16 protein-coding genes and 1 pseudogene are annotated in these 23,517 nt (G+C 43.3%); 15 read left to right on the top strand and 2 right to left on the bottom strand.

Annotated elements, in window-relative coordinates; genetic code table 11:
* Positions 1-218: 218 nt before the first annotated feature.
* The 8 genes and pseudogenes from HWQ44_RS17810 to HWQ44_RS17845 all read left to right on the top strand — a co-directional run.
* Positions 219-377: pseudogene (locus HWQ44_RS17810) on the top strand (Uma2 family endonuclease); the annotation flags it as partial.
* 57 nt (positions 378-434) lie between these two features.
* Positions 435-1,907, top strand: a complete 1,473-nt coding sequence (locus HWQ44_RS17815) for an IS66 family transposase (RefSeq protein ID WP_292721059.1) — start codon at positions 435-437, stop codon at positions 1,905-1,907.
* Positions 1,908-2,103: 196 nt separating this feature from the next.
* Complete coding sequence (locus tag HWQ44_RS17820) at positions 2,104-2,508, top strand: thiol-disulfide oxidoreductase DCC family protein (protein ID WP_292721061.1); 405 nt, start codon at positions 2,104-2,106, stop codon at positions 2,506-2,508.
* A gap of 442 nt (positions 2,509-2,950) precedes the next feature.
* A complete protein-coding gene (gene treZ / locus HWQ44_RS17825) occupies positions 2,951-4,798 on the top strand; it encodes a malto-oligosyltrehalose trehalohydrolase (protein ID WP_292721080.1) in 1,848 nt (615 codons plus the stop codon).
* Positions 4,799-5,051: 253 nt separating this feature from the next.
* On the top strand, positions 5,052-7,844 hold the full coding sequence (gene treY, locus HWQ44_RS17830) for a malto-oligosyltrehalose synthase (protein ID WP_292721063.1): 2,793 nt from the start codon (positions 5,052-5,054) through the stop codon (positions 7,842-7,844).
* Between the two features lie 474 nt (positions 7,845-8,318).
* Positions 8,319-9,860 carry a trehalase family glycosidase gene (locus tag HWQ44_RS17835; protein WP_292721066.1) on the top strand — a complete coding sequence of 514 codons (1,542 nt, stop codon included), beginning with the start codon at positions 8,319-8,321 and terminating at the stop codon, positions 9,858-9,860.
* A gap of 119 nt (positions 9,861-9,979) precedes the next feature.
* Positions 9,980-10,600: a Uma2 family endonuclease gene (locus HWQ44_RS17840; protein ID WP_292721068.1), complete on the top strand. Its 621-nt coding sequence runs from the start codon at positions 9,980-9,982 to the stop codon at positions 10,598-10,600.
* A gap of 133 nt (positions 10,601-10,733) precedes the next feature.
* Positions 10,734-11,375 (top strand): DUF938 domain-containing protein, encoded by a 642-nt coding sequence (locus tag HWQ44_RS17845; protein ID WP_292721070.1) that lies wholly within the window; start codon positions 10,734-10,736, stop codon positions 11,373-11,375.
* Between the two features lie 157 nt (positions 11,376-11,532).
* Here the strand turns inward: HWQ44_RS17845 and HWQ44_RS17850 are convergent, their stop codons facing one another.
* Positions 11,533-11,685, bottom strand: a complete 153-nt coding sequence (locus HWQ44_RS17850; protein WP_292721071.1) for a nicotinate phosphoribosyltransferase — start codon at positions 11,683-11,685, stop codon at positions 11,533-11,535.
* 453 nt (positions 11,686-12,138) lie between these two features.
* On the opposite strand from HWQ44_RS17850, the gene HWQ44_RS17855 reads away from it, so the two are divergent.
* From HWQ44_RS17855 to HWQ44_RS17885, 7 genes are all read left to right on the top strand, one after another.
* Positions 12,139-13,554 (top strand): nicotinate phosphoribosyltransferase, encoded by a 1,416-nt coding sequence (locus tag HWQ44_RS17855; protein ID WP_292721073.1) that lies wholly within the window; start codon positions 12,139-12,141, stop codon positions 13,552-13,554.
* 57 nt (positions 13,555-13,611) lie between these two features.
* Positions 13,612-14,211, top strand: coding sequence for a nicotinate-nucleotide adenylyltransferase (locus tag HWQ44_RS17860; RefSeq protein ID WP_292721075.1), 600 nt, complete (start codon positions 13,612-13,614; stop codon positions 14,209-14,211).
* Positions 14,172-14,918, top strand: a complete 747-nt coding sequence (locus HWQ44_RS17865; RefSeq protein ID WP_012411955.1) for an NUDIX domain-containing protein — start codon at positions 14,172-14,174, stop codon at positions 14,916-14,918. Before HWQ44_RS17860 ends, HWQ44_RS17865 begins: the two co-directional genes overlap by 40 nt.
* Before the next feature lie 216 nt (positions 14,919-15,134).
* Positions 15,135-16,853 carry an NAD+ synthase gene (locus HWQ44_RS17870; RefSeq protein ID WP_292721081.1) on the top strand — a complete coding sequence of 573 codons (1,719 nt, stop codon included), beginning with the start codon at positions 15,135-15,137 and terminating at the stop codon, positions 16,851-16,853.
* Between the two features lie 266 nt (positions 16,854-17,119).
* Positions 17,120-17,863, top strand: coding sequence for a toll/interleukin-1 receptor domain-containing protein (locus HWQ44_RS17875; RefSeq protein ID WP_292721076.1), 744 nt, complete (start codon positions 17,120-17,122; stop codon positions 17,861-17,863).
* 30 nt (positions 17,864-17,893) lie between these two features.
* Positions 17,894-19,546 carry a tetratricopeptide repeat protein gene (locus HWQ44_RS17880; RefSeq protein ID WP_292721077.1) on the top strand — a complete coding sequence of 551 codons (1,653 nt, stop codon included), beginning with the start codon at positions 17,894-17,896 and terminating at the stop codon, positions 19,544-19,546.
* Positions 19,547-19,686: 140 nt separating this feature from the next.
* Positions 19,687-19,920 carry a transferase hexapeptide repeat containing protein gene (locus tag HWQ44_RS17885; protein WP_292721078.1) on the top strand — a complete coding sequence of 78 codons (234 nt, stop codon included), beginning with the start codon at positions 19,687-19,689 and terminating at the stop codon, positions 19,918-19,920.
* Positions 19,921-20,220: 300 nt separating this feature from the next.
* Here HWQ44_RS17885 and HWQ44_RS17890 read toward each other — a convergent pair.
* Positions 20,221-23,517: COR domain-containing protein (locus HWQ44_RS17890; RefSeq protein ID WP_292721079.1), on the bottom strand; the 3,297-nt coding region annotated here is incomplete at its 5' end.

The following is a 23,517-nucleotide window of genomic DNA, read 5'->3' on the forward strand; positions in this document are numbered from 1 at the left end:
AATGCGATGACTTGCATTGTGAATGCGATGACTTGCATTGTGAATGTGATGACTTGCATTGTGAATGTGATGACTTGCATTGTAAATGCGATGACTTGCATTGTGAATGCGATGACTTGCATTATGAATGCGATCGCTTTCATAAATTAACCCACCTTTCCTGTACTTTAGAATGGCAGTCGCTACAATAAGCCTACATAAAGTCAAAATAAGACATAATGACCTACATATCTCCAAAACTGCTTACTTTTGAGGAATTTATAGCTTAATATGGTGATAATACACGCTATGAATTAATCGACGGACAACTAAGAGACATGGAACCTACAGGGCCACACGAAGCTGTTGCAGGTAGTATTGCTGGTAGAATCTATGTAAGGATTCAGGTCAAGAGGTATTGACAAATGTGACATCTGAGGCGGAATATCACAATTATGGGAAAAGACCTGCTTCTGAAATTAGAGCGTGAAACCCTTCTCCAGTTAGCTCCTTCTCAACTGGTAGACATAATTGTTGAGCAGGCGATCGCCATAAAGAAACTTAACTCCAGAATTTTAGAACTAGAAGAAAAAATAGAGAAACTCAAGGTCAGTAGAGATTTAGATAGCTCTACATCATCGAAACCACCATCGGGAGATATCCTCAAAAAAACAGAGAACAAACAGCAGGATAAACTTCTTGAGAGTGAGGCTCCGAAAAGGAAACCAGGAGGACAACCAGGGCATCAGGGAAAAACTCGCTCTGGTTTTGGCAGAGTAGATCGTTTTGAAATATTACGTCCAGAAGATTGTCTTTACTGCGGTCAAAAAGCATTTGCGACCGTGGCAGTAAAAATAGAAAAACAGTCTGTAGCGCAATTAGTGGAACATCCCATTGAAATAGTGGAGTATCAACGTCAGACGTGCGTGTGTGAATGCTGTGGAAATATACAAACAGCCTCATGGTCGCCAGATATCGTTCCAGGGCAAGATTTAGGAGTTAGATTACAAGCGTTCTTAGGATGGGTAAACAATTATGCACACATGCCTTATGAAAAACAGCAAGAAATGTTGTGGGAATTAGGGCAAGTTGAAATTGGGCTTGGAACGTTAGTCGCAACTAATGAACGAATCCAACAAGCGATTGAACCAAGTATTAATGAATTGAGTAGTTGGGTAAAGCAGACACAACCGAATGTTCATGTGGATGAAACACCTTGGTCAGTTAAAGGAGTCAAAGAATGGTTGTGGGTAGTTGCCAATTCTGATTTCTGCCTATTTACTGCGGCTGACACTCGTTCACGATCCGAATTAGAAACGATTTTAGGGGCTAAATATGCAGGGGTACTCAGCAGTGACGATTTTAGTGTTTACAATGGCTATCAAGTTGTTGCCCAACAGAAATGTTTAGCTCATCTACGCCGTCACTTCAAAAAGTTAATCTTAATTCCAGGTCTTCACAACCAAACTATTGGCGAAACGTTTGTTGATTTAATTGATGAAGCCTTTAAGAATTATGCACGATGGTTTGAGACTCTTGACTGCTTGAGTTATAACGATTGGGTCAATCAATTCAAATCCAAGTTGCAATCCTCTGTTGAACAATGGATTAATCTTGCAGGAGCAAAAGCCGGCCACCTTTTACGCTCTTTACGCGATAAAGCAAATCAATGGTGGTATTTCCTTGATTACCCTGAAGTTCCTCCTGATAATAATCAGGCCGAACGCTCACTTCGTTTGGCTGTGACAAAACGTAAAGTTAGTGGCGGCTCCCGTTCGATGGACAGATTTAAACACACTGCCCATTTATTGACAGTAGTGCAAACTTGTCGTCGTCAAGGCAGAGCTGTGATTGATTTTTTTGCACAAGCACTGCTGGCTAATTCTAATAGCTATCTGTTTCGCCCATCACTGCTTCCTAAATATTAGACCTGAATCCTTACGGAGATACTATTTCTTCTGATATATTGCCAAATTTACAACTTAAGCTAGATGATCTTATGCATATTTGAACTGAGGACTGGTTCGGTGAGGCAAGAGCGATCGCTACGGTTTTCTAAGCTAGAATACCAAAGTTGTATTTATACACATCTAACAATTCACTTGCCAAAGAGTCATTATTTTTATGAATTACTACGTAATCTACGACGGAAATTGTAATCTCTGCGTTAGCCTCGTGCAATTGCTAGAAACCTTAGATAAGGGAAAGCTGTTTCGCTATGCTCCCATGCAAGATGAGCAGACACTTTTAAAGTGGGGAATTACAGCCCAAGGTTGCGAACAGGGGGTGATTTTAATTGATGGCAATCTACCTGAGAGACGTTGGCAAGGTAGTAATGCAATAGAAAAAATTGGGTGGTTATTGCCAGCCGGAAGTATATTTGTAGACGCTTATCGAGCATTGCCGGGGATGAAATGGACAGGCGATCGCTTTTACGAACAAATCCGCGATAACCGCTACGCAATCTTTGGTAAACGTTCTAATACGTATAAGTCGGCATACTGTGTTGATGGTAGCTGCAAGCCGTAGGTAGTAAAGGTGAGCGTATTCCCAGTCTGAGGCAGGGGGCAGGGGGCAGGGGGATGAGGGGAAACCCCATAAATAAATATATTGGCTCTGAGACAAATACGTATTATTTATCGTCGCACTTTTCGTTCAAAATAAATATTTTTTCCTTGAGCATAAATACATTTATTAGCTCGTAACCCTAGACTGCTGGGGAATTAAGCATCTTTCTCCCTCTGCCCCCTGCCCCCTGCTCCCCTGCCTCTTTGGTCATTAGACAGAGTTTATTTTAGTCAAAAATCCGCCTCCAGATGCTAGCAAAAAGTCTGCTAGACCAACCATTATGCTATCTGGCGTGTTTGTAAACATTGTGCAATCAATGACATTTGCGATCGCCACCGGAAAGGGCGGGTACGCCATCGCGCCACAATTTGGCACAACAAAGAATCTGACGGGAGGATACTGCGTGAAAATTGGTGCTCAATACTTGGGTAACGGAGAGTGTGAATTTACAGTTTGGTCTCCGCTATTAGATAGCGTCACGGTAAAAATTTTGACGCCAGAACAGCAGTTAATTCCCCTCAAGCCTCAATCTGAGGGATACTGGCACACGAAGGTCAACGATGTGTATCCGGGTACGCTTTATCAATATGTCTTGAATGGGCAAGATACCTTTTCCGATCCGGCGTCGCAGTATCAACCAGAAGGGGTACATGGGCCGTCGCAAATTGTCGATCATCACTTTGAGTGGACTGATGAAGGATGGGCGGGTGTTCCTGTGGAGTCGATGATTTTCTATGAACTCCATGTTGGGACATTCACCCCGGAAGGAACTTTCACCGCCATCATTCCCCGTTTAGCGGAACTGAGGGAACTGGGAATTAACGCCATTGAAATCATGCCCATCTCCCAGTTTCCGGGAGATACTCATGTTGAGGCAACTCTGGCATATCGCAACTGGGGCTATGATGGCGTTTATCCTTATGCTGTCCAAAATTCCTACGGTAGTCCAGCCGAACTCAAGCAACTGGTAAATGCTTGCCATCAAAACAATATCGCTGTTGTGCTGGATGTGGTGTATAACCACTTTGGGCCAGAAGGCAACTATATGAGTCAGTTCGCGCCCTACTTTACTAAAACCTATAAAACGCCGTGGGGTGAAGCGCTGAATTTCGACGATGCCCATAGTCAGGGTGTGCGAAATTATTTTATCGAAAATGCCCTTTACTGGTTGGGCGAATTCCACATTGATGCCTTGCGGCTGGATGCGATTCAAGCAATTTATGACTTGGGCGCTAAACATTTTTTATGGGAATTGGCGGAAGCAGTTCATCATTTTTCCCAACAAGGGCAAAAATGGAAGCGCCATTTAATTGCCGAAAGTGACTTGAATAATCCGCAAATTATTCGTCCGGCAGAATTGGGTGGGTACGGACTTGATGCTCAATGGAGTGATGATTTTCATCATGCATTACACGCACTTTTAACAGGCGATCGCCAAGGATATTATCAAGATTTTGGGAAATGTGCTGATTTAGCAAAATCTTATAGCGATACTTTTGTCTACGATTGGAAATACTCGCCCGATCGCAAACGATTTCATGGCGTATCTTGCCGCGATCGCTCTTTGTCACAGTTTACAGTCTGCATTCAGAATCACGATCAAATCGGCAATCAAATGAAAGGAGAACGCCTCAGTCAGCGGATCTCTTTTGAAGGATTAAAGTTAGCTGCTGGCGCTGTGCTGCTGTCGCCCTACTTACCCCTGTTATTCATGGGAGAAGAATACGGCGAAACTGCACCCTTCATTTACTTTGTCAGTCACTCCGATCCCGATTTGATTCAAGCAGTTCGAGCCGGACGCAAACAAGAATTTGAAGCATTTCACTATGCAGATGATCCCCCAGATCCGGAATCGGCAGAAACTTTTTTAAAGTCTAAACTTAATTGGAAATTACGCAATGAAGGAAAGCACAAAGTTCTGTGGGATTGGTATCGTCAGTTAATTAATTTACGGAAGACACATCCAGCCCTTCTCAACCAAGACCGCAATTTCATCGAAGCGACTAGCGATGGAGAAAAGGAGTTGGTCATTGTGCGGCGTTGGTGCGAATCAAGTGAACTAATATTTGTGATGAATTTTAATTCGTCTTCGGTAACAGTAACTTTGCCAAGTCAACACAATGTCCATAAAATATTAGACTCAGCAGATACCTTATGGTCTGGGCCTGGTTCTAAAGCTGCTGAACATCTGTCTGCGGGACAAGAACTTACAGTAAAAGCTACTAGTCTAGTCCTGTATGAAGCGGGATGAGGGAGTTAACAGTTCAAAATTCAAAAATAAAGAAGATAAGGGGGAGAGTTAGAATTTAAAGTTTCAAGCTCAGAGGTTCAGCGTTCAACCTCAAAGGTTCAGAGTCCAAGCTCAGAGGTTCAGCGTTCAACCTCAGAGGTTCAACGTTCGAGCTAAAAATCTCAAACTTCCCTATCCCCCTCATCCCCCTTACTCTCCACTTTGTACAGACGCGATTAATCGCGTCTCTTCCCACTCCCCACTCCAAAAAAATATGCGAATTCCCACCGCCACTTATCGAATTCAGTTTACACCTCAGTTTGGCTTTGACAACGCTAAAGCGATCGCAACTTATCTAGCAGATTTGGGTATCTCTGATTTATATGCCTCCCCCATTTTCAAGGCACGATCCGGGAGTACACACGGCTACGATATAGTAGATGCCACTCAACTCAATCCAGAACTGGGAACTAATGAATCCTTTGATGCATTAGTTGATGAAATCCAATCCCTTGGTATGGGCTGGTTACAAGATATTGTGCCCAACCACATGGCATATAGTAGCGAAAACGATTACTTGATGGACATATTGGAACACGGCCCAGATTCCAGTTATACCGACTACTTCGACCTTTCTTGGAATGCTCCCTTTGGCGATCGCCAAGAGCGAATTCTCGCACCGCTACTGGGAGATTTCTATGGTGTATCTCTGGAAAATGGACACATTCAACTGCAATACGAACAGAACGGTTTAACTGTCAACTATTACAGCTTGAAATTACCACTCCGCTTAGAATCTTACACAAAATTAATCACCTATAATTTAGGGAAACTCACCCGCACACTAGGACGCAATCACCCCGATTTTATTAAGCTTTTGGGGATTCTCTACATTCTCAAAAATGTGCCTTCAGAAGTGGCGGGTAAACAGCGACAAGACCAGATTGCATTTATTAAAGGATTAGTTTGGGAACTCTACACCACAAACGATGCCATCCGCGAGTTCATTGACGAAAATATCCAAACCTTCAACGGAGAACCCGGTAATTCTGAAAGTTTTAACCTTTTAGATGAATTACTGAAAGACCAGTTTTATCGTCTCGCTTTCTGGAAGGTTGGCGCAGAGGAAATGAACTACCGCCGTTTCTTTACTGTCAACGAACTGATTTCCGTTAAAGTTGAAGAAGTGCGGGTTTTTAATAATACTCATAGCTTAATTCAAAAGCTGGTTGAGGAGGGCAAATTTACAGGTTTACGCATCGATCATATTGATGGACTTTATAACCCAATTCAGTATCTCGAAAGGCTGCGGGAAAAAATGGGTGATGTTTATATCACTGTTGAAAAGATTTTAGAACTCACCGAAGAACTACCAGAGAATTGGGGAATTGAAGGAACATCTGGATATGACTTTCTCAACTATGTAAATGGCGTATTTTGTCAAACAGAAAATCAATTGCAGTTCGATAAAATTTACTATAACTTTATCGGTTCACGAGTAGATTATGCATCAATAGTGAAGGATAAAAAGCACCTGATACTAGAAAAGAATTTAGCAGGTGACATTGATAGTTTGGCTCTTTTATTAAAAAATATCTCCAGCAAATACCGCTATGGCAATGATTTTACGTTAAATGGATTAAAAAGAGCGATCGCTGAAGTTTTGACACTGTTCCCGATTTACCGTACTTACATTACGCCCGATGGAATTGGAGATAGCGATCGCGCTACCATTCAAAAAGTAATTAGCCAAGCCAAAGAACAAACGCCCCTGTTGCAGCACGAACTGACTTTTATTGAAAAGTTAATGCTCCTAGAGTTTGATAATTCTCTGACTCAAACAGAACGCGAACAGTGGATATATTTTGTCTTGCGAATGCAGCAATACAGCGGCCCGCTAATGGCGAAAGGTGTAGAAGACACCACATTATATGTATACAATCGCTTGCTGTCGTTGAATGAAGTCGGGGGTAATCCCGGTCATTTTGGGATTGATGTAACCAAATTTCACACCTTTAACAAACAGCATCAAGCAACCTGGCCCCACACCATGAACACCACCGCCACCCACGACACCAAACGCGGCGAAGATGTGCGGGCCAGGTTGAATGTCCTCTCAGAAATTCCTGATGAGTGGGATCAGCAGGTAAATACTTGGAGCGCCATTAATCGGGGACATCGTAGCGATCGCCACGGCTTCGCTATACCCGATCGCAACGATGAGTATTTTCTCTATCAAACCCTAGTAGGGGCGTTTCCTTTTGCCGAACACGAACATGCATCCTTCGTGGAACGGGTGAAGGACTATATAATAAAGGCAATACGAGAAGCGAAGGTGCATACAGCCTGGTTACGACCTGATAGCGAGTATGAAGAAGCTTGTACCTCCTTTATTGAGAAAGTACTCGATCCTGCCATCTCCGGGGAATTTCTAGAAGCTTTTCGTCCCTTTCAACAGCGAATTGCAGAGTATGGTATCTTCAATTCCCTTTCCCAAACTCTACTGAAGATTACCGCCCCTGGCGTACCCGATTTATACCAGGGAACGGAACTTTGGGAACTGAGTCTAGTCGATCCAGACAATCGCCGTCCCGTGGATTTTGAACAGCGACGTACTTACTTAAGCGCCATCCGCGAACAGGCAAAAACAGACATTCTCGGACTAATTCAGGAGTTACTGAACGACAAAACAGACGGTAGAATCAAACTGTTTTTAACGGCTCAATTACTCCAAGCTAGAACAAACTATGTCTCATTATTCCAGGATGGCGACTACTTGCCGTTAGAAGTTCAGGGAACCTACGCCAATCACATTATCGCCTTTGCACGGCGCGAGGGGAATCAAACAGCGATCGCGATCGCGCCCCGCTTTTTAACTAGCCTCATCCAGCCAGGAGACAATCCCTTGGGCGAGTCAGTTTGGCAAGATACGCACCTGCAATTACCCTCTGGAACTTCTCACTCCTGGAAAAACGTCCTAACTCAGCAATCCTTAAAGGCTACAGAAACCCTATCTATCGCATCAGCCCTGGCCCATTTTCCAGTTGCTTTGTTAGTCAGTGATTAAGGGGTATTGGGCAAAAGAGGCAGAGGGGAAAACAATGCGAAAAAGTTAGATCATCGTGAAATGAGCAGGGGAGGTAGGGGGAGCAGGGCGAGCAGTGGGAGTCAAGAGAAATATTTAGTAATTTTTACGACTATTACAGCTTGAAATACACTTATTTGTTTCTCTCCCCCTGCCTCTCCTGCTTCCCCATCTCACTGTTAGAGCATTGCTCACGCAGAGGGGAAAACTCTTCTGCCTTACTCTCTTGCTCCCTATCTAACCAGATCAAGGTGATATGTAGATTGAATTTCGTATTTGTTCATGTTCCTTGAAAATTCTGAAAATTCCAAGTACTGATCTCGAAGTTGCGAGTTCTGAGCTAGTAATGAAATAGAAGTTGCAGTCTCATCCAGACTCACCTTGATAGCGCTACTCCCTGTTTTTAGTCCTTAGTCTCTATTCCCCAGCCCCCATTTTGAATTTTGAGATGAATCTATGACTACTCCAACTCCAGCTTATACCGACACTCCACCAGCACTTACTACAGCACAGATTGACGCCGTGCGCCTCCACATCAAAAAAACGTGGAAAACTTTAACGCGATCGCACGAACACTTATTACAATCTGCAAAAGACACCAAACTAGACCACAAAAAAGACACTCCTTGGATCGTCTACATTTCACCCTCAGAAGATTGTCCCAACATTCAAACTGTGTTAGAGCGATCGCTATCTTCAAAAGATATGCAACAGCTAGAAATTCGCACTTTGCCCTCGGAAGTCGAAGCGATTAAAGAGCATGGGTTACTATACCTACCAGGGCCTTATGTCGTACCAGGTGGACGCTTCAACGAAATGTATGGCTGGGACAGCTACTTTATATTACTAGGACTTTTGCACGATGGAGAATTGGAGCTAGCCCAAAGCCAAGTTGAGCAATTGCTGTACCAAGTGCAACATTACGGCACCATCCTCAACGCCAATCGGACTTATATGCTGTCGCGATCGCAGCCTCCCGTGCTGAGTATGATGGTTTTGGCGTTATTCCAGCATACCCAAGATGAGGACTGGTTGAGGGCAACCGTACCCTTGTTAGAGCAGTTTTACTATTACTGGGTAGTTCCGCCCCACCTAAATGCTGCAACCGGCTTATCTAGATTTTATGCCTTTGGGGAAGGCCCCGCGCCAGAAGTTTTGTTCTCCGAGCGAGATGAAGAGGGAAAAAGCCACTACGATCGCGTCAAGGAATATTACCAAACCTTTGATGTTGAGGATTACGATGTCAGTCTTTACTACGATCGCGAAAATGACCAACTGACCAATCTATTTTACAAAGGCGATCGCACTATGCGCGAGTCCGGTTTTGATATCACCAACCGATTTGGCCCTTTCAGTGCTGATATCCTTCACTACGCTCCTGTATGCCTCAACAGTTTGCTGTATCAGGTGGAACAAGACTTGGCGCAAATTAACGAGATTTTGGGAAACGAACAACTGCAAAAACAATGGAACGATCGTGCAGATATCCGCCGCGATCGGATCGATCAGTTTCTCTGGGATGAAAAGCAGGGATTATATTTAGACTACCACTTCCAGAGTGGAAAACGCCGTGGCTACGAATTTGCTACCACCTTCTATCCTCTGTGGCTGGGAATTGCTTCTCCAACCCAAGCCCGGCGAGTGGCGGAAAATCTCTCTTTGTTTGAAGCCCCAGGCGGAATTTTGACCAGTACTCGTGTCACCGGAAACCAGTGGGATGCACCTTTTGGCTGGGCACCATTGACGTTAATTGCCGTCCAGGGACTTCACCGCTATGGGTATCATACAGAAGGCGATCGCATTGCCAATAAATTTCTCGCGATGGTAGTTAAAGAATTCGAGCGTCACAATACCCTAGTTGAGAAATATGATGTTGAACGCCGTTCTGCAAACGTTTCCGACGATATTTCCTTTGGATATAGTTCTAACGAAGTTGGTTTCGGCTGGACAAATGGAGCAATTCTGGAACTCTTAGCGATCGGAGAGAAAAAAGTTTAAAGTAAGAATTCAGGAATTAGAATTCAGAATTCAGAATATAGAAGGAATCTAGTATGATTGGCATATTTATTCATCCTGACTCCTAAATTCTGAATTCTGACTCCTAAGGAATAATCACAATGGTTCAATCAGCCCCAAAAGTTCTAACCGTTGATGAATTTATTAGCCATTACGGTGAGTGCGATCGTTACGAACTAATTGATGGTGAATTAATTGAGATGGAACCAACCGGGCGACACGAGCAAGTATCTGGATTGATTGGGCGAAAGCTGAATGTAGAAATTGATCGTCAGGATCTAAGCTACTTTATTCCCCATCGCTGTCTAATCAAACTCTTAGGAACAGAAACAGCTTTTCGTCCCGATGTAATTGTGTTAGACCAAACTCAATTAATTAATGAACCATTATGGCAACAACAACCTGTAATTACATCAGGAAACTCAATAAAACTAATTGCTGAAGTTGTCAGCACAAACCGGCAAAACGATTACGCCCGTAAAGCCGAAGACTACGCCCTGTTAGGAATTCCTGAATATTGGATTGTTGATTATTTAGGTATTGGTGGCAGAGAATATATTGGTAAACCCAAACAGCCAACGGTGACAATTTGCAACCTAGTAGAGGATGAGTATCAAAAACAGTTGTTTAAAAACAACGATCAACTCATTTCCTCAATTTTTCCCAACTTGCAACTAACGGCACAACAAATCTTTACGGCTGGGCAATTTTTCATTGAGTGAAATGGTATAAGATGCGGCCAGATTTTATGACGTTTTATGTCCCTTGCTGCCCTTTTTATTTTTCTCTACTACCCCGGATTAGCAAGGGGATAGCATTATTTCATATTTATATCAATAAAATATAACGCTACCGATGACACCACAAGATGCACGACAATACGCACCCGCAACCCAGCGCAATAGCGAACCAATTATAGAAGTACTTTTACAAGTGTTACCAAAGAGTGGCACGATATTGGAAATAGCAAGTGGTACTGGCGAACATGCAGTATTTTTTGCCCCCAAGCTCAGTCCTCGTCTCTGGCTGCCAACAGATGCAAATCCACAATTACGAGCCAGCATTACTGCATGGGCTGAACACTTTAGCTGTTATAATCTTTATCCACCGCTTGAGCTTGATGTCAGAGAACCAGTTTGGGCAGTGGAAAATCCTGCATTTGATTGGCTTAATCAGGAGCCAATTGTCGCTATCGTCAACATCAATATGATTCACATTTCACCGTGGTCAGCCTGTCTAGGACTAATGGCAGGGGCAGGTCGGATCTTACCAGCAGGAGGTATCCTCTATTTATATGGGCCTTTTAAACAAGCTGGAGAACATACAGCAGCGAGTAATGCCGCTTTTGACAAATCCTTACGCGCCCAAAACCCAGAGTGGGGTGTACGTAACTTGGATGATGTTGTAGCAGTAGCTAGCGCCCAAAATCTCACCTTGAAACAGACTTACCAAATGCCAGCAAATAATCTTTCGGTAGTGTTTGAACGTTCTAAATAGTGAGTAATTCTTAGAGAACCAGTCCACTAATATATGTTGACAAAAATGAAGCAAGTCGCGTCAGAGGCTTTGATTTTTGCTCCCCCTCCCTGATAGAGAAGGGGTTGGGGGCTAGGTCTGTATTGGACTCAACGCACAAGCGCTATGTATTCAGTATCTACCAAGTATCGGCTGTACGCTTATCATAAGGCTCACCTGTAAAAGGTTGTACCCCAATAACAGGATAAGCATCATCCGTAGGGCCAAAAATCCGCATTGCAGCTTCAGAAATATACTCGGTTATGTTAGCAATGATTTTGGAAATAGCCATAATATTTGACTCCTTATTTACGAGTCGTTTTAATGGTGATACGTATACTCTAATCCTAATATTCCAGGCTGGCTCTAATTCTCAATATATTGAGAATATATGCAATGCTTATTTAGATAACTTTGCAATACTTTAGCTTGTGAAAAAGTCAAACTCTTCTCTTCGATTCTAATTGTAACATAGTTATTTCTCTAATCCCTGTCTGGGAAAAAAGCTGGCAAACAAACTTTCTCTAACAGGATATTGTTTCCCTTCTTTAGCCGCCTTGTCTGATTAACATTATTGCTAGCTTCTACTATTAAAAAACATTAAGTATTTTATAAAGCTAGTATTAACTTTTCGATAAATCTACTGTTATCCGGCAATCTCAGAAAATATACTTGCCAGGAGTTGACATTATTTATGGTAAATATTACCATAAATAAAAGAAGCATCTTGTAAGGAAACTCTTGCATGACAACTTTGCCAGATTTGGACTATGTATATAAACAGCAAAGCCAGCAGAACCAGGAACTAAACCTTTCTGCCGATGACTACAGCTTGCTGACCGACCTTTATCAATTGACGATGGCAGCTTGTTACACAGGCGAAGGTATAGAACAACGACGGGCAAGCTTTGAATTGTCTGTCAGAAGATTGCCAGAGGGTTTTGGTTATTTGATTGCAATGGGGCTAACGCAGGCATTGGAATATTTAGCCAAAATCCGCTTTAGTTCCGCGCAAATTGCGGCATTACAGGCAACAGGAATTTTTGCTCACGCAAGCGATCGCTTTTGGTCACTTTTAGCTGAGGGCAAGTTTACAGGTGATGTTTGGGCAGTACCAGAAGGGACGGCTGTGTTTGCCAATCAACCACTGTTGCGGGTGGAAGCACCTCTTTGGCAAGCGCAGCTAGTGGAAACTTACCTGCTGAATACGATTAATTACCAGACTTTGATTGCCACAAAAGCAGCCCGATTGCGGGATATTGCGGGGGAATCAGCAACACTTTTAGAATTTGGTACAAGACGGGCATTTAGTCCCCAAGGGTCTTTGTGGGCAGCACGGGCGGCGTTAGCGGGTGGGTTAGATTCTACTTCCAATGTGTTAGCAGCGCTACAACTGGGAGAAAAGCCAAGTGGTACGATGGCACACGCCTTGGTGATGGCATTGTCAGCAATAGAAGGCACTGAAGAACAAGCTTTTAGTGCATTTCATCGATATTTTCCGGGTGCGCCATTGCTAATTGATACTTACGATACCATTGCTGCTGCCGGGCGCTTGGCCGAAAAAGTAAATTCCGGGGAAATGCAATTAACAGGAGTGAGATTAGACTCAGGAGATTTAGTTACCTTATCAAAACAGGTGCGATCGCTCCTTCCCGGTGTGCCAATTTTTGCTAGTGGCGACTTGGATGAGTGGGAAATTGCCAGATTAAAAGCTGCTGGGGCGCAAATTGATGGTTACGGACTGGGAACGAGACTAGTTACAGGTTCGCCCGTCAATGGAGTTTATAAACTTGTAGACATTGATGGCATCCCAGTGATGAAGCAGTCTAGTGGTAAAGTTACTTATCCAGGACGCAAGCAGATTTTTCGCTCGTATACGGGAGGTAAGGTAAAAGCAGACAGGTTGGGACTCTTAGGTGAAATTCCTCAAGAAGAAGAACCTTTGTTGCAGTTAGTAGTGCAAGAAGGTGAACGGATACAGCCATTGGAATCGTTGGCAACAATTCGTCAGCGTACCGCCGCATCAGTTGCTAGTTTGCCACAACAGACACGGCGTTTGGATCATCCGGTGGCTGTAGAAGTGGAGATTTCTGAGGGGTTACGGGTGTTGACGGAGGAGACTAAGAAACGAACCGCAGAGGCACAGAGAACACATAAGTAAAAGTACTCTTTCAGTCTGTCTTAATTACGAATTACGAACTACGAATTACGAATTACTATGAGAGTTGCTTTGTTTGGAACTAGTGCCGATCCACCAACTGCTGGACATCAAGAAATTCTGAGTTGGTTGTCTGAGCGTTATGATTGGGTAGCGGTTTGGGCGGCGGATAATCCGTTTAAGTCTCATCAAACACCCTTAGAACATCGGGCAGCAATGTTGCGACTGTTGATTGCGGATATAGACGCGCCACGGCATAATATTGCTTTGGAACAAGAATTGAGTAGCTTCAGAACGCTGGAAACAGTTGAAAAAGCGAAGCTTACTTGGGGTGAAGACGCTGAATTGACGTTGATCGTTGGTTCAGATTTACTGAGTCAGCTACCACGTTGGTATCGCATTGAAGATTTGTTACAGGAAGTGCAACTACTGATTGTACCGCGACCCGGATATGCAATAGATGAATCTAGTTCAGAGGTAGTGCAAAAGCTGGGAGGGAAAATTGCGATCGCTAGTCTGACCGGTCTAGATGTTTCCTCAACAGCGTACCGCGAACATGGAGATCCCCAAGCCCTCACAGCCCCTGTAGTTGCCTATATTAATCGAGAGCATTTGTACGAATGCCAGGACGTTCACAAAAAAAGATACCAACTCCGTTAAACCAACAACCTTTGGCCGATTTCAAGGTTGGTGTTGATAATGTAATTTTTTCTGTAGATACTGTACAAAATCGGCTGTTAGTTCTCCTAGTAATGCGGCAGCAAGAACCATTTTTAAATCATTGGAGTCTTCCTGGTACTTTGGTACGTCCCGGAGAGTCTTTAGAAGATGCCGCCTATCGCATTATGGCAGAGAAAATTAAGGTCAACAATCTCTATTTAGAACAACTCTATACCTTTGGCGGGCCGAATCGCGATCCACGGGAAGCAACTGATAGTTATGGTGTGCGTTATCTATCAGTTAGTTACTTTGCCCTAGTGCGATTTGAAGAAGCCGAATTGATTGCCGATCGCATGACTGGCATCGCTTGGTATCCGGTAAAACAAGTGCCGCAATTGGCTTTTGACCATAACGAAATTCTGGCTTATGGACATAGGCGGTTACGAAATAAATTAGAGTATAGCCCCGTGGCTTTTGAAGTCTTGCCAGAAATGTTCACCTTGAATGATTTATATCAGTTATACGCCACAGTTTTAGGTGATAACTTTTCCGATTATTCTAATTTTCGGGCGCGTCTACTCAAGTTAGGTTTTTTATGCGATACCGGAATTAAGGTATCACGAGGTGCTGGTCGTCCGGCTAGTTTGTATAAGTTTGACGCGGAAGCTTTTGCTCCCTTAAAAGATAAACCTTTGGTGTTTATTTAATCAATCACTTTACAGAGTCCAAATTCCTGTAATACCTTTCGGTTAAGATCCCCCCGCCTGCGGCGACCCCCTTAAAAAGGGGGTAGAAGAGGTTTATAAGCCCCTCTTTTTAAGGGGGGTTGGGGGATCTTCAAAATACCGAACCGTATTGCAAAGTCAAAAGTCATAAGTGACTCTTGACAAATGACAAATGACCAATGACTAATGACAAATAATATGAAAATTGCGATCGCTCAAATTAATCCTACTATCGGTGATTTGCTTTTAAATGCCCAAAAAATCCTGGAGGCGGCACAACGAGCAGCATCTAGCGGTGCGCGTTTGTTGTTGACACCAGAACTTTCTTTATGCGGCTATCCACCAAGAGATTTATTACTAAATCCTAGTTTTGTGGAAGCGATGGGCATCACTTTACAAGATTTGGCTCAAGATTTACCACCAAATTTAGCTGTGTTGGTAGGAACTGTTGAACCAAATATCCAAGCACATATTAGTGGCGGTAAAAGTTTATTTAACAGCATAGCTTTGTTAGAGAATGGCCAGGTTAAGCAAGTTTTTCACAAGCGACTTTTACCTACTTACGATGTTTTTGATGAACGCCGCTATTTTGAAGAAGGCTTGCAAGCTAATTATTTCACTCTCGATGATATCCATATTGGCGTAACTATTTGCGAGGATTTATGGAACGATGAGGAATTTTGGGGCAAACGTAGTTATGCAGCAAATCCGATTGCTGACTTAGCAATTTTGGGTGTAGATTTGATTGTCAATTTGTCTGCTTCCCCCTACACGGCTGGTAAGCAGCAGTTTCGTGAAACAATGCTCAAGCATAGTGCAGTACGTTTTCAACAACCGATGATTTACGCTAATCAGGTTGGGGGAAATGACGATCTAATTTTTGATGGGCGTAGTTTTGCCTTAAATCGTCAAGGTGAAATTATGTGTCGCGCTCGTGGTTTTGACACTGATTTATTAGTAGTAGAATTTGATGAAACACAGCGTGATTTGCAGTTGGGTTCTGTAGAACCTGTGTATGAATCGGAAGATGAAGAAATTTGGCAAGCTTTAGTTTTGGGAGTGCGAGATTACGCTCGTAAGTGCCGCTTTTCTAAAGTAGTTTTGGGTTTAAGTGGCGGGATTGACTCTGCAATAGTAGCTGCGATCGCAAGCGCTGCACTTGGTAAAGAAAATGTCCTCGGTGTCCTCATGCCTTCCCCTTACAGTTCGGAGCATTCCATCAGTGATGCTTTGGCATTAGCCGAAAATTTGGGGATTAAGACTAATCTTTTACCAATTGGGGAGTTAATGCAAGGCTTCGATCGAACTTTAGGTGATTTGTTTGCAGGTACTGAGTTTGGACTGGCTGAGGAGAATATCCAATCTCGGATTCGCGGTAATTTATTAATGGCGATCGCTAATAAATTTGGCTATCTGCTTTTATCTACTGGTAACAAGTCAGAAATGGCAGTTGGTTACTGTACTCTCTACGGCGATATGAATGGCGGGTTAGCAGTGATTGCAGATGTACCTAAAACCCGTGTGTATTCACTTTGCCAATGGTTAAATCGCGATCGCGAAATCATCCCGCAAAACGTCTTGACTAAAGCACCCAGCGCCGAACTCAAACCAGGCCAAGTGGATCAAGACTCTCTACCGCCTTACGAAATTTTGGACGATATTTTGCAACGCCTGATTCACAACCACCAATCAGCAGCGCAAATTGTTGCAGCCGGTCACGATGCGGTGATTGTAGACAGAGTAATTCAAATGGTAGCGCGGGCTGAATTTAAACGGCGACAAGCACCGCCGGGATTGAAAATTACCGATCGCGCCTTTGGAACCGGTTGGCGAATGCCAATTGCTAGTAACTGGGTTGGTGTCAAAAAGGCTTATCAGGCTAAAACTACAGCTACACCTAACCTTAGTTTATTGTGATGGACAAGATGCTCATCCGCAAATCAAGTAATTAGTTATCAAATCTCTTCCTACTTTGAATTTTACTTCAAGTCTGTCCTTCTCCGATGCAGAGAGGGACAGGTTTTGCGTAGTAAAATCTCTTAGTGGTCTTTTTATTAAGAAGATTAGACAAACACTATATAACCCGTCGAATTCAGTTTAAATAAATATTCTGTATTTGGGCTTTTATTTTGGGAAAATTAACTCACTCCCATACAGCTATTTAATCAAGTAGATTCAAGAATATGTCTAATGCAGTTAAAGTATTTTTTTCCTACTCGCACAAAGATGAAGCGTTGCGAGACGAGTTGGCAAATCATCTGAGCATGATGAAACGTCAGGGAGTTATTGAGGCTTGGCACGATCGCGAAATCAGTGCTGGGAGTGAATGGGCAAATGCGATCGATGACAATCTCGAAGTTGCAGATATCATTCTCCTGCTAGTGAGTGCTAACTTTCTGGCTTCAGATTACTGCTATGACAAAGAAATGACACGGGCAATGGAGCGACATGAAACGCGGGAAGCTCGTGTAATTCCGATTATTCTCAAGCCGTCAGACTGGAATGGTGCGCCTTTTGGTAAACTGCAAGCACTCCCCAAAAATGCTAAACCTGTCACCACCTGGCAAGACCAAGATGAGGCTTTTTTAAATGTCGCTCAAGGGATTCGTAGAGTTGTTGAAGAAATGGCAAAATTAAAAACTTCTTCCTCAAGTGTTTCTCAAAATACTACACTTACAACTTCCAGCCCTTCTGCAACAAGTGGGGGTTTAACTGAACGCCAGCGTCGCCGATTAGAGCAAGAACAGGATTCACAACAACAACAATACGATCTCGTTAGCCAAAAATTAGGTCGCTTGCGCCAAGCTTACTCCATTGAAACGGATGTATCTACCAAGCTGAAGCTAGAAGTGCAAATTCAGGAAGCCCAAACAGAACAAAATAGATTAGATCGGCAGCTTGAAGAAATCGAGCAAAAACTTTTGTAGTTATAATTATAAAACAGCGACAGTATCGCCATGCCCCCAATGAAGTCTATTGAAGTTTTTATTTCTTACCACCAGGAAGATGAACAACTGCGCGAAGAGTTAGAGAAGCATCTAGCGACTTTGCTGCGGGAACAACTTATTACTAGTTGGCATAAGCGCGAAATTATTGCTGGGCAAGAGTTTCAAGATGAAATTAATCAGTACCTCAAACAGGCTGGGCTAATTCTACTGTTGGTGAGTCCAGATTTTATTGCTTCAGACTATCACTGGACAGTTGAAGTTACACGAGCGTTAGAACAAAATGCAGCAGGTAAGGCTCGTGTGATTCCGGTATTGCTACGCCATGCAGATTGGGACAATCCTCCCATTAATAAATTGTCACCACTGCCTAGTAATCGCAAACCGATAAAAAGCTGGACTGACCGAGATGAAGCATTCTTAGAAGTTGTCAAAGGAATTCGGGAGGAGGTTAAGCGATTAGTTACTAACTCGAATTACTCACCTCCTCAACAAACTCCACAAGAACTGGACGAGCGCCAATATAAAGTCACAAGTCTGATCAACGAAGCAGATCGCTTACGCGAAGATAAAAACTTCGAGGAAGCAGTCCTCAAATACAAAGCAGTACTCAGTCTTGATCCAAACTCTGTGTATGCTCACTTTAACTTGGGAAATGCGCTGAAAAATCAAGACAAACTAGAAGAAGCGATTGCCTCTTACCGCCAAGCCTTGCAAATCGACCGAAGCGATGCAATTGCTCACTATAACCTGGGGAATGCGCTGAAAAATCAAGGCAAACTAGAAGATGCGATCACCTCTTACCGCCAAGCCTTGCAAATCGACCCAAACTATGGCCATGCTCACAATAACCTGGGGAATGCGTTGTCCGATCAAGGCAAATTAGAAGAAGCGATCACCTCTTACCGCCAAGCCTTACAAATCGGCCCAAACTATGCGCTAGCTCACAACAACTTGGGAAATGCGTTGTCTGATCAAGGCAAACTAGAAGAAGCGATCGCCTGTTACCGCCAAGCCTTGCAAATCGACCCAAACTATGCGCTAGCTCACAATAACCTGGGGAATGCGCTGAAAAATCAAGGCAAACTAGAAGAAGCGATCGCCTGTTACCGCCAAGCCTTGCAAATCGACCCAAACTATATAGACGCTCACAATGACCTGGGAATTGCGCTAGACAATCAAGGCAAACTAGAAGAAGCAATCGCCTGTTACCACCAAGCCTTACAAATCGACCCAAACTATGTACATGCTCACAATAACTTGGGGAATGTGTTGAAAAATCAAGGCAAACTAGAAGAAGCGATTGCCTGTTACCACCAAGCCTTGCAAATAGATCCAAACTATGCGCTTGCTCACGATAACCTGGGGAATGTGCTGAAAAATCAAGGCAAACTAGAAGAAGCGATCGCTTCTTACCGCCGAGCCTTGCAAATCGACCCAAACGATGCAATAGCTCACAATAACCTGGGGAATGCGCTAAAAAATCAAAAAAAACCAGAAGAAGCAATCGCCTCTTACCGTCAAGCCTTACAAATAGACCCAAACTATGCAGTTGCTCACAAGAACCTGGGGTTAGCGTTGTCCGATCAAGGTAAATTAGAAGAAGCGATCGCCGAATGGGAAATAGCTGTTAGTATCGATCCCTCGATCCTAGTAATACTGTGATTCGTAAAAACTTAGAGATTTATAGTAATCTTCGTTGAAAGTTGTGATGTGTTCGGGGATATCGATGCAGTACCAATATTATCTCTGATGTCCAGGCGCGGATAAGTATTACCATTGAAACTAAAGTCTCAAAGAAAATTATGTTAGATGAAGCAAATTTTGAACAACGTTTAGCGACTCTTGAACAAACAGTTGCAGATATCAAACATCAAGTCATTGATGCGCCTACCTATAGTAATTGGCTAGAAAAGGTTATTGGCTCAATCTCTGATGAACCAGCATTTTTGGAAGCTTTAGAGTATGGTCGGTCATTACGTCACGCTGACATATTGACAGAAGAGGCTGGCGAGCAACTGTCAACCTTCACTGTTTAACTTCTGAACTTGAAACTTGCACCTTGGAACACGAGTTGTCGAGTTAAAAGGGCGATCGCTTAACCTTTAACCCTCACAGTTGCACCTTTAACCCTCGCAGTTGCGCCTTTTATCCTCGAAGTTGCGCCTTTTATCCTCGAAGTTGCACCTTTTCTCTTCGCAGTTGCACCTTTTATCCTCGCAGTTGCACCTTTTCTCTTCGCAGTTGCACCTCAGAACACAAATTGTCGAGTTAAAAGGGCGTAGACATAGCCAGTCAGAGATATTGCTCTATCTCAAAGCCTCACTAATAGTCTAGTTTTACTCATCTAAACGCTGTGCGATCGCATTCAGCAATGACTCAAAGTCTGATTCGCTGTGAATATCAGGGGTAAGCGTGTTCATATCTTTTAGCAGGTTAGTCAGTTCCGCGATCGTGTTGCGAATCTCGGTGTATTGGTCAATTTCTTCACGAAATCCCTGTAAATTCGCTGCGGAAACTCCTTTCATCGCTTCATCTAACTCTTTAATTTGGTCTTCCCAATGCTTAATATATTTAAGTCTGGCAACAGGTTTATAAATTTGGGCATCCGCTAACACAATCGGGAAAATTCGATTATAAAATTCACCGTTTTTAGCAATTTGCACTAGCTCAAACATACAATTGGGAGATTTTAAATATTTGTCACTAATAACTGCGATCGCACATTTGCCGCGTCCAATCCGTTCCATGAAGGGTTTGATTAGTCCTTTGTAGCCCAAATCACGTTTATCCCGGATGATTTTGATTCCTTTTGCCTGGAAAGTTTCATCCAGTTTATTGACAAATTGCTCACTTTCTCCACCCCAAGCATAGGAGATGAAAATTTCCTTCTCGAATTCTATTGCAGATTGACTATTCATGATGGGTTTTTCTTCTTGATTGCTATCTCGTAAACGATGTGTCAATGATTCATCTCGCTTTCGTTCCAGTTCGTTTTGCAACTGTGCAACCTGGGGGTTAAGTTCCCCATCTGGTCTATCGGATTGGAACATTACATCATCAATTAACCTGCGGACATCCACCATTTGAAAGCTTTTCTGGCATTGAATCTCATACTGACGAGCGTATCGAAACCTATACAGCACATCCATATAATAAGCATGAGGAGTCCGGCTTCCTTCACAGTTTTCACAGTTACAAGGAACTAGGGTTTGATATTGCAAACGTTCATAAGAATTGTGGATTTTTTCGAGTTCATGGGTGATGACTGCCATCAATTCTTTTTTGCGATTTCCGGCTACACGGATTTTAATTTCCCGTTGATTGTAGTTTTCAATGATTTCAGCACGAGTTTGGTCTTTGTTGAGAACTACACCGTTTTTCCAAACGAGTTTTTGCTGTTCAATCCAAGGGTGCGTTTCGACAATAAAGCGGGTGAGGATGCCTTTGGGCATGAATGTATAGGTGTAGCGCAGGATAAGGTTATTGCGATCGCTCCAGGTATAATCAGCTTTTTCAATAGAGAGCAATTGAGGCGCAATATAGGTGTTACGATGACCGGGAATTTCGTAGCAAAGCTTGAACCGCATCATTAATTGCAGGAGTTCATCGCGCATATCAGCATATTCGCTGCTTTTCCAAATATCTTCGAGGTCGTCTTTGGTAAAACAACCTAGATTGTCCTTGACAGTTTGATTATCCAAAACTTTGTAAACGGCAGCTGTTCCCCATTCCGGTTTGAGGATGACGTAGTGTTTGAGCGTAGAATCATCTTGAAAATGGAGACATACGCCGAGGTCATGTAAATAGCTACTCAAGCGCAGCATGTCTTTACGGTCAGTTAAATTATTGACTCGGCAAAGGGTATAGTATTCTTCGAGGTTGATGTAATTTCGGGAATTGTTCTCTAGAGCGGCTCTGACTCTTACCCAGAGTTTTGGTAGAGGTGTACCAACATGGTCAAGATTACTGATGTAAAGTTGAATAGCCTTTTTAATCTCTGCCAAACCGCGATTAGTATCTAAATTGGTTGCCAGAATTTCCTTCAAGTTGTCAAATTCTCCTCGTAACTGCCCCCCATCGACTTCGCACTGACGGTCTTGTTTTTCGTTTTTGATGATAAAAACTGGGCTTTTGTCGCTCAAGAGTTCGACAACTTTTAACCACCAATAAAAATCGGTGTTTTCTTTGCGAGTGTCGGCAACTAAGGCATAGAGAGAACGCTTGCTGAGGAAAAACTGATGAGTTTGATGGTAAATTTCCTGACCGCCAAAATCCCAGATGTTAACGCGAAAATCCTTGCCATTGAGCAGTGTAAAGTGCCACCGGATCACTTCAATGCCTTCGGTTGATTCCTCATCTAGGTGGAGTTCGTAGGTTTCATCGTTAATTTTCTTGGCTATAGAGGTTTTACCGGCTCCTGCTTCGCCAACAATCAAGAATTTTGCTTCGTAGAAGGGTTCAGTTTCGGTTGGATCTTGCACTCGAAAATAGAAATCGAGAATTTCATTTACGTCACCTAGTAATAAGCTTGAATACTTTGGCCCCAAAATCTCAGGTGGAATAGGGACTGGATTTCTACGAATATCCAGCATTTTCAGGTTTGACAGTTGCCTGATTTCCAGAGGCAGACTGCTCAGTTGATTACTGTTGAGATAGAGGGATTGCAGATTAGTGAGTTGTCCAAATTCCGGTGGCAGACTGCTCAGTTGATTACTGTTGAGATAGAGGGATTGCAGATTAGTGAGTTGTCCAAATTCCGGTGGCAGACTGCTCAGTTGATTGTCCTTGAGGTCAAGGGTTTGCAGGTTGGTGAGTTGTCCAAATTCCGGTGGCAGACTGCTCAGTTGATTGTCCTTGAGGTCGAGGAATTGCAGATTAATCAGTTGTCCAAATTCTGGTGGCAGACTGCTCAGTTGATTACTGTTGAGGTCAAGGGTTTGCAGGTTGGTGAGTTGTCCAAATTCCGGTGGCAGACTGCTCAGTTGATTGTCCTTGAGGTCGAGGAATTGCAGATTAATCAGTTGTCCAAATTCTGGTGGCAGACTGCTCAGTTGATTACTGTTGAGGTCAAGGGTTTGCAGGTTGGTGAGTTGTCCAAATTCCGGTGGCAGACTGCTCAGTTGATTGTCCTTGAGGTCGAGGAATTGCAGATTAATCAGTTGTCCAAATTCTGGTGGCAGACTGCTCAGTTGATTACTGTTGAGGTCAAGGGTTTGCAGGTTGGTGAGTTGTCCAAATTCCGGTGGCAGACTGCTCAGTTGATTACTGTTGAGGTAGAGGGTTTGCAGATTAGTGAGTTGTCCAAATTCCGGTGACAGACTGCTCAGTTGGTTACTGTTGAGGTAGAGCGATCGCAGGTTGGTAAGTTGTCCAAATTCTGGTGGCAGACTGCTCAATTGATTTCTGTTGAGGTAGAGCGATCGCAGGTTGGTGAGTTGTCCAATTTCTGGTGGCAGACTGCTGAGTTGATTATCCTTGAAGTCGAGGGATTGCAAGTTGATAAGTTGAACAATTTCCAGTGGCAGACTACTCAGTTGATTACTGTCAAGGTTGAGGGTTTGCAGGTTGGTGAGTTGAACAAATTCCGGTGGCAGACTGCTCAGTTGATTACTGCGGAGGTAGAGCGATCGCAG

Origin of the sequence: Nostoc sp. JL34, assembly GCF_017114945.1 — a bacterium.
In the GTDB taxonomy this organism is placed as follows: Bacteria; Cyanobacteriota; Cyanobacteriia; order Cyanobacteriales; family Nostocaceae; genus Nostoc.

Coding starts and splice junctions, on each gene's coding strand:
- HWQ44_RS17845 (WP_292721070.1), top strand. CDS start 10,734: ATGACACCACAAGATGCACGACAATACGCACCCGCAACCCAGCGCAAT.
- HWQ44_RS17875 (WP_292721076.1), top strand. CDS start 17,120: ATGTCTAATGCAGTTAAAGTATTTTTTTCCTACTCGCACAAAGATGAA.
- HWQ44_RS17870 (WP_292721081.1), top strand. CDS start 15,135: ATGAAAATTGCGATCGCTCAAATTAATCCTACTATCGGTGATTTGCTT.
- treY (WP_292721063.1), top strand. CDS start 5,052: ATGCGAATTCCCACCGCCACTTATCGAATTCAGTTTACACCTCAGTTT.
- HWQ44_RS17885 (WP_292721078.1), top strand. CDS start 19,687: ATGTTAGATGAAGCAAATTTTGAACAACGTTTAGCGACTCTTGAACAA.
- HWQ44_RS17880 (WP_292721077.1), top strand. CDS start 17,894: ATGCCCCCAATGAAGTCTATTGAAGTTTTTATTTCTTACCACCAGGAA.
- HWQ44_RS17860 (WP_292721075.1), top strand. CDS start 13,612: ATGAGAGTTGCTTTGTTTGGAACTAGTGCCGATCCACCAACTGCTGGA.
- HWQ44_RS17820 (WP_292721061.1), top strand. CDS start 2,104: ATGAATTACTACGTAATCTACGACGGAAATTGTAATCTCTGCGTTAGC.
- HWQ44_RS17815 (WP_292721059.1), top strand. CDS start 435: ATGGGAAAAGACCTGCTTCTGAAATTAGAGCGTGAAACCCTTCTCCAG.
- HWQ44_RS17840 (WP_292721068.1), top strand. CDS start 9,980: ATGGTTCAATCAGCCCCAAAAGTTCTAACCGTTGATGAATTTATTAGC.
- HWQ44_RS17850 (WP_292721071.1), bottom strand. CDS start 11,685: ATGGCTATTTCCAAAATCATTGCTAACATAACCGAGTATATTTCTGAA.
- HWQ44_RS17865 (WP_012411955.1), top strand. CDS start 14,172: ATGCCAGGACGTTCACAAAAAAAGATACCAACTCCGTTAAACCAACAA.
- HWQ44_RS17855 (WP_292721073.1), top strand. CDS start 12,139: ATGACAACTTTGCCAGATTTGGACTATGTATATAAACAGCAAAGCCAG.
- HWQ44_RS17835 (WP_292721066.1), top strand. CDS start 8,319: ATGACTACTCCAACTCCAGCTTATACCGACACTCCACCAGCACTTACT.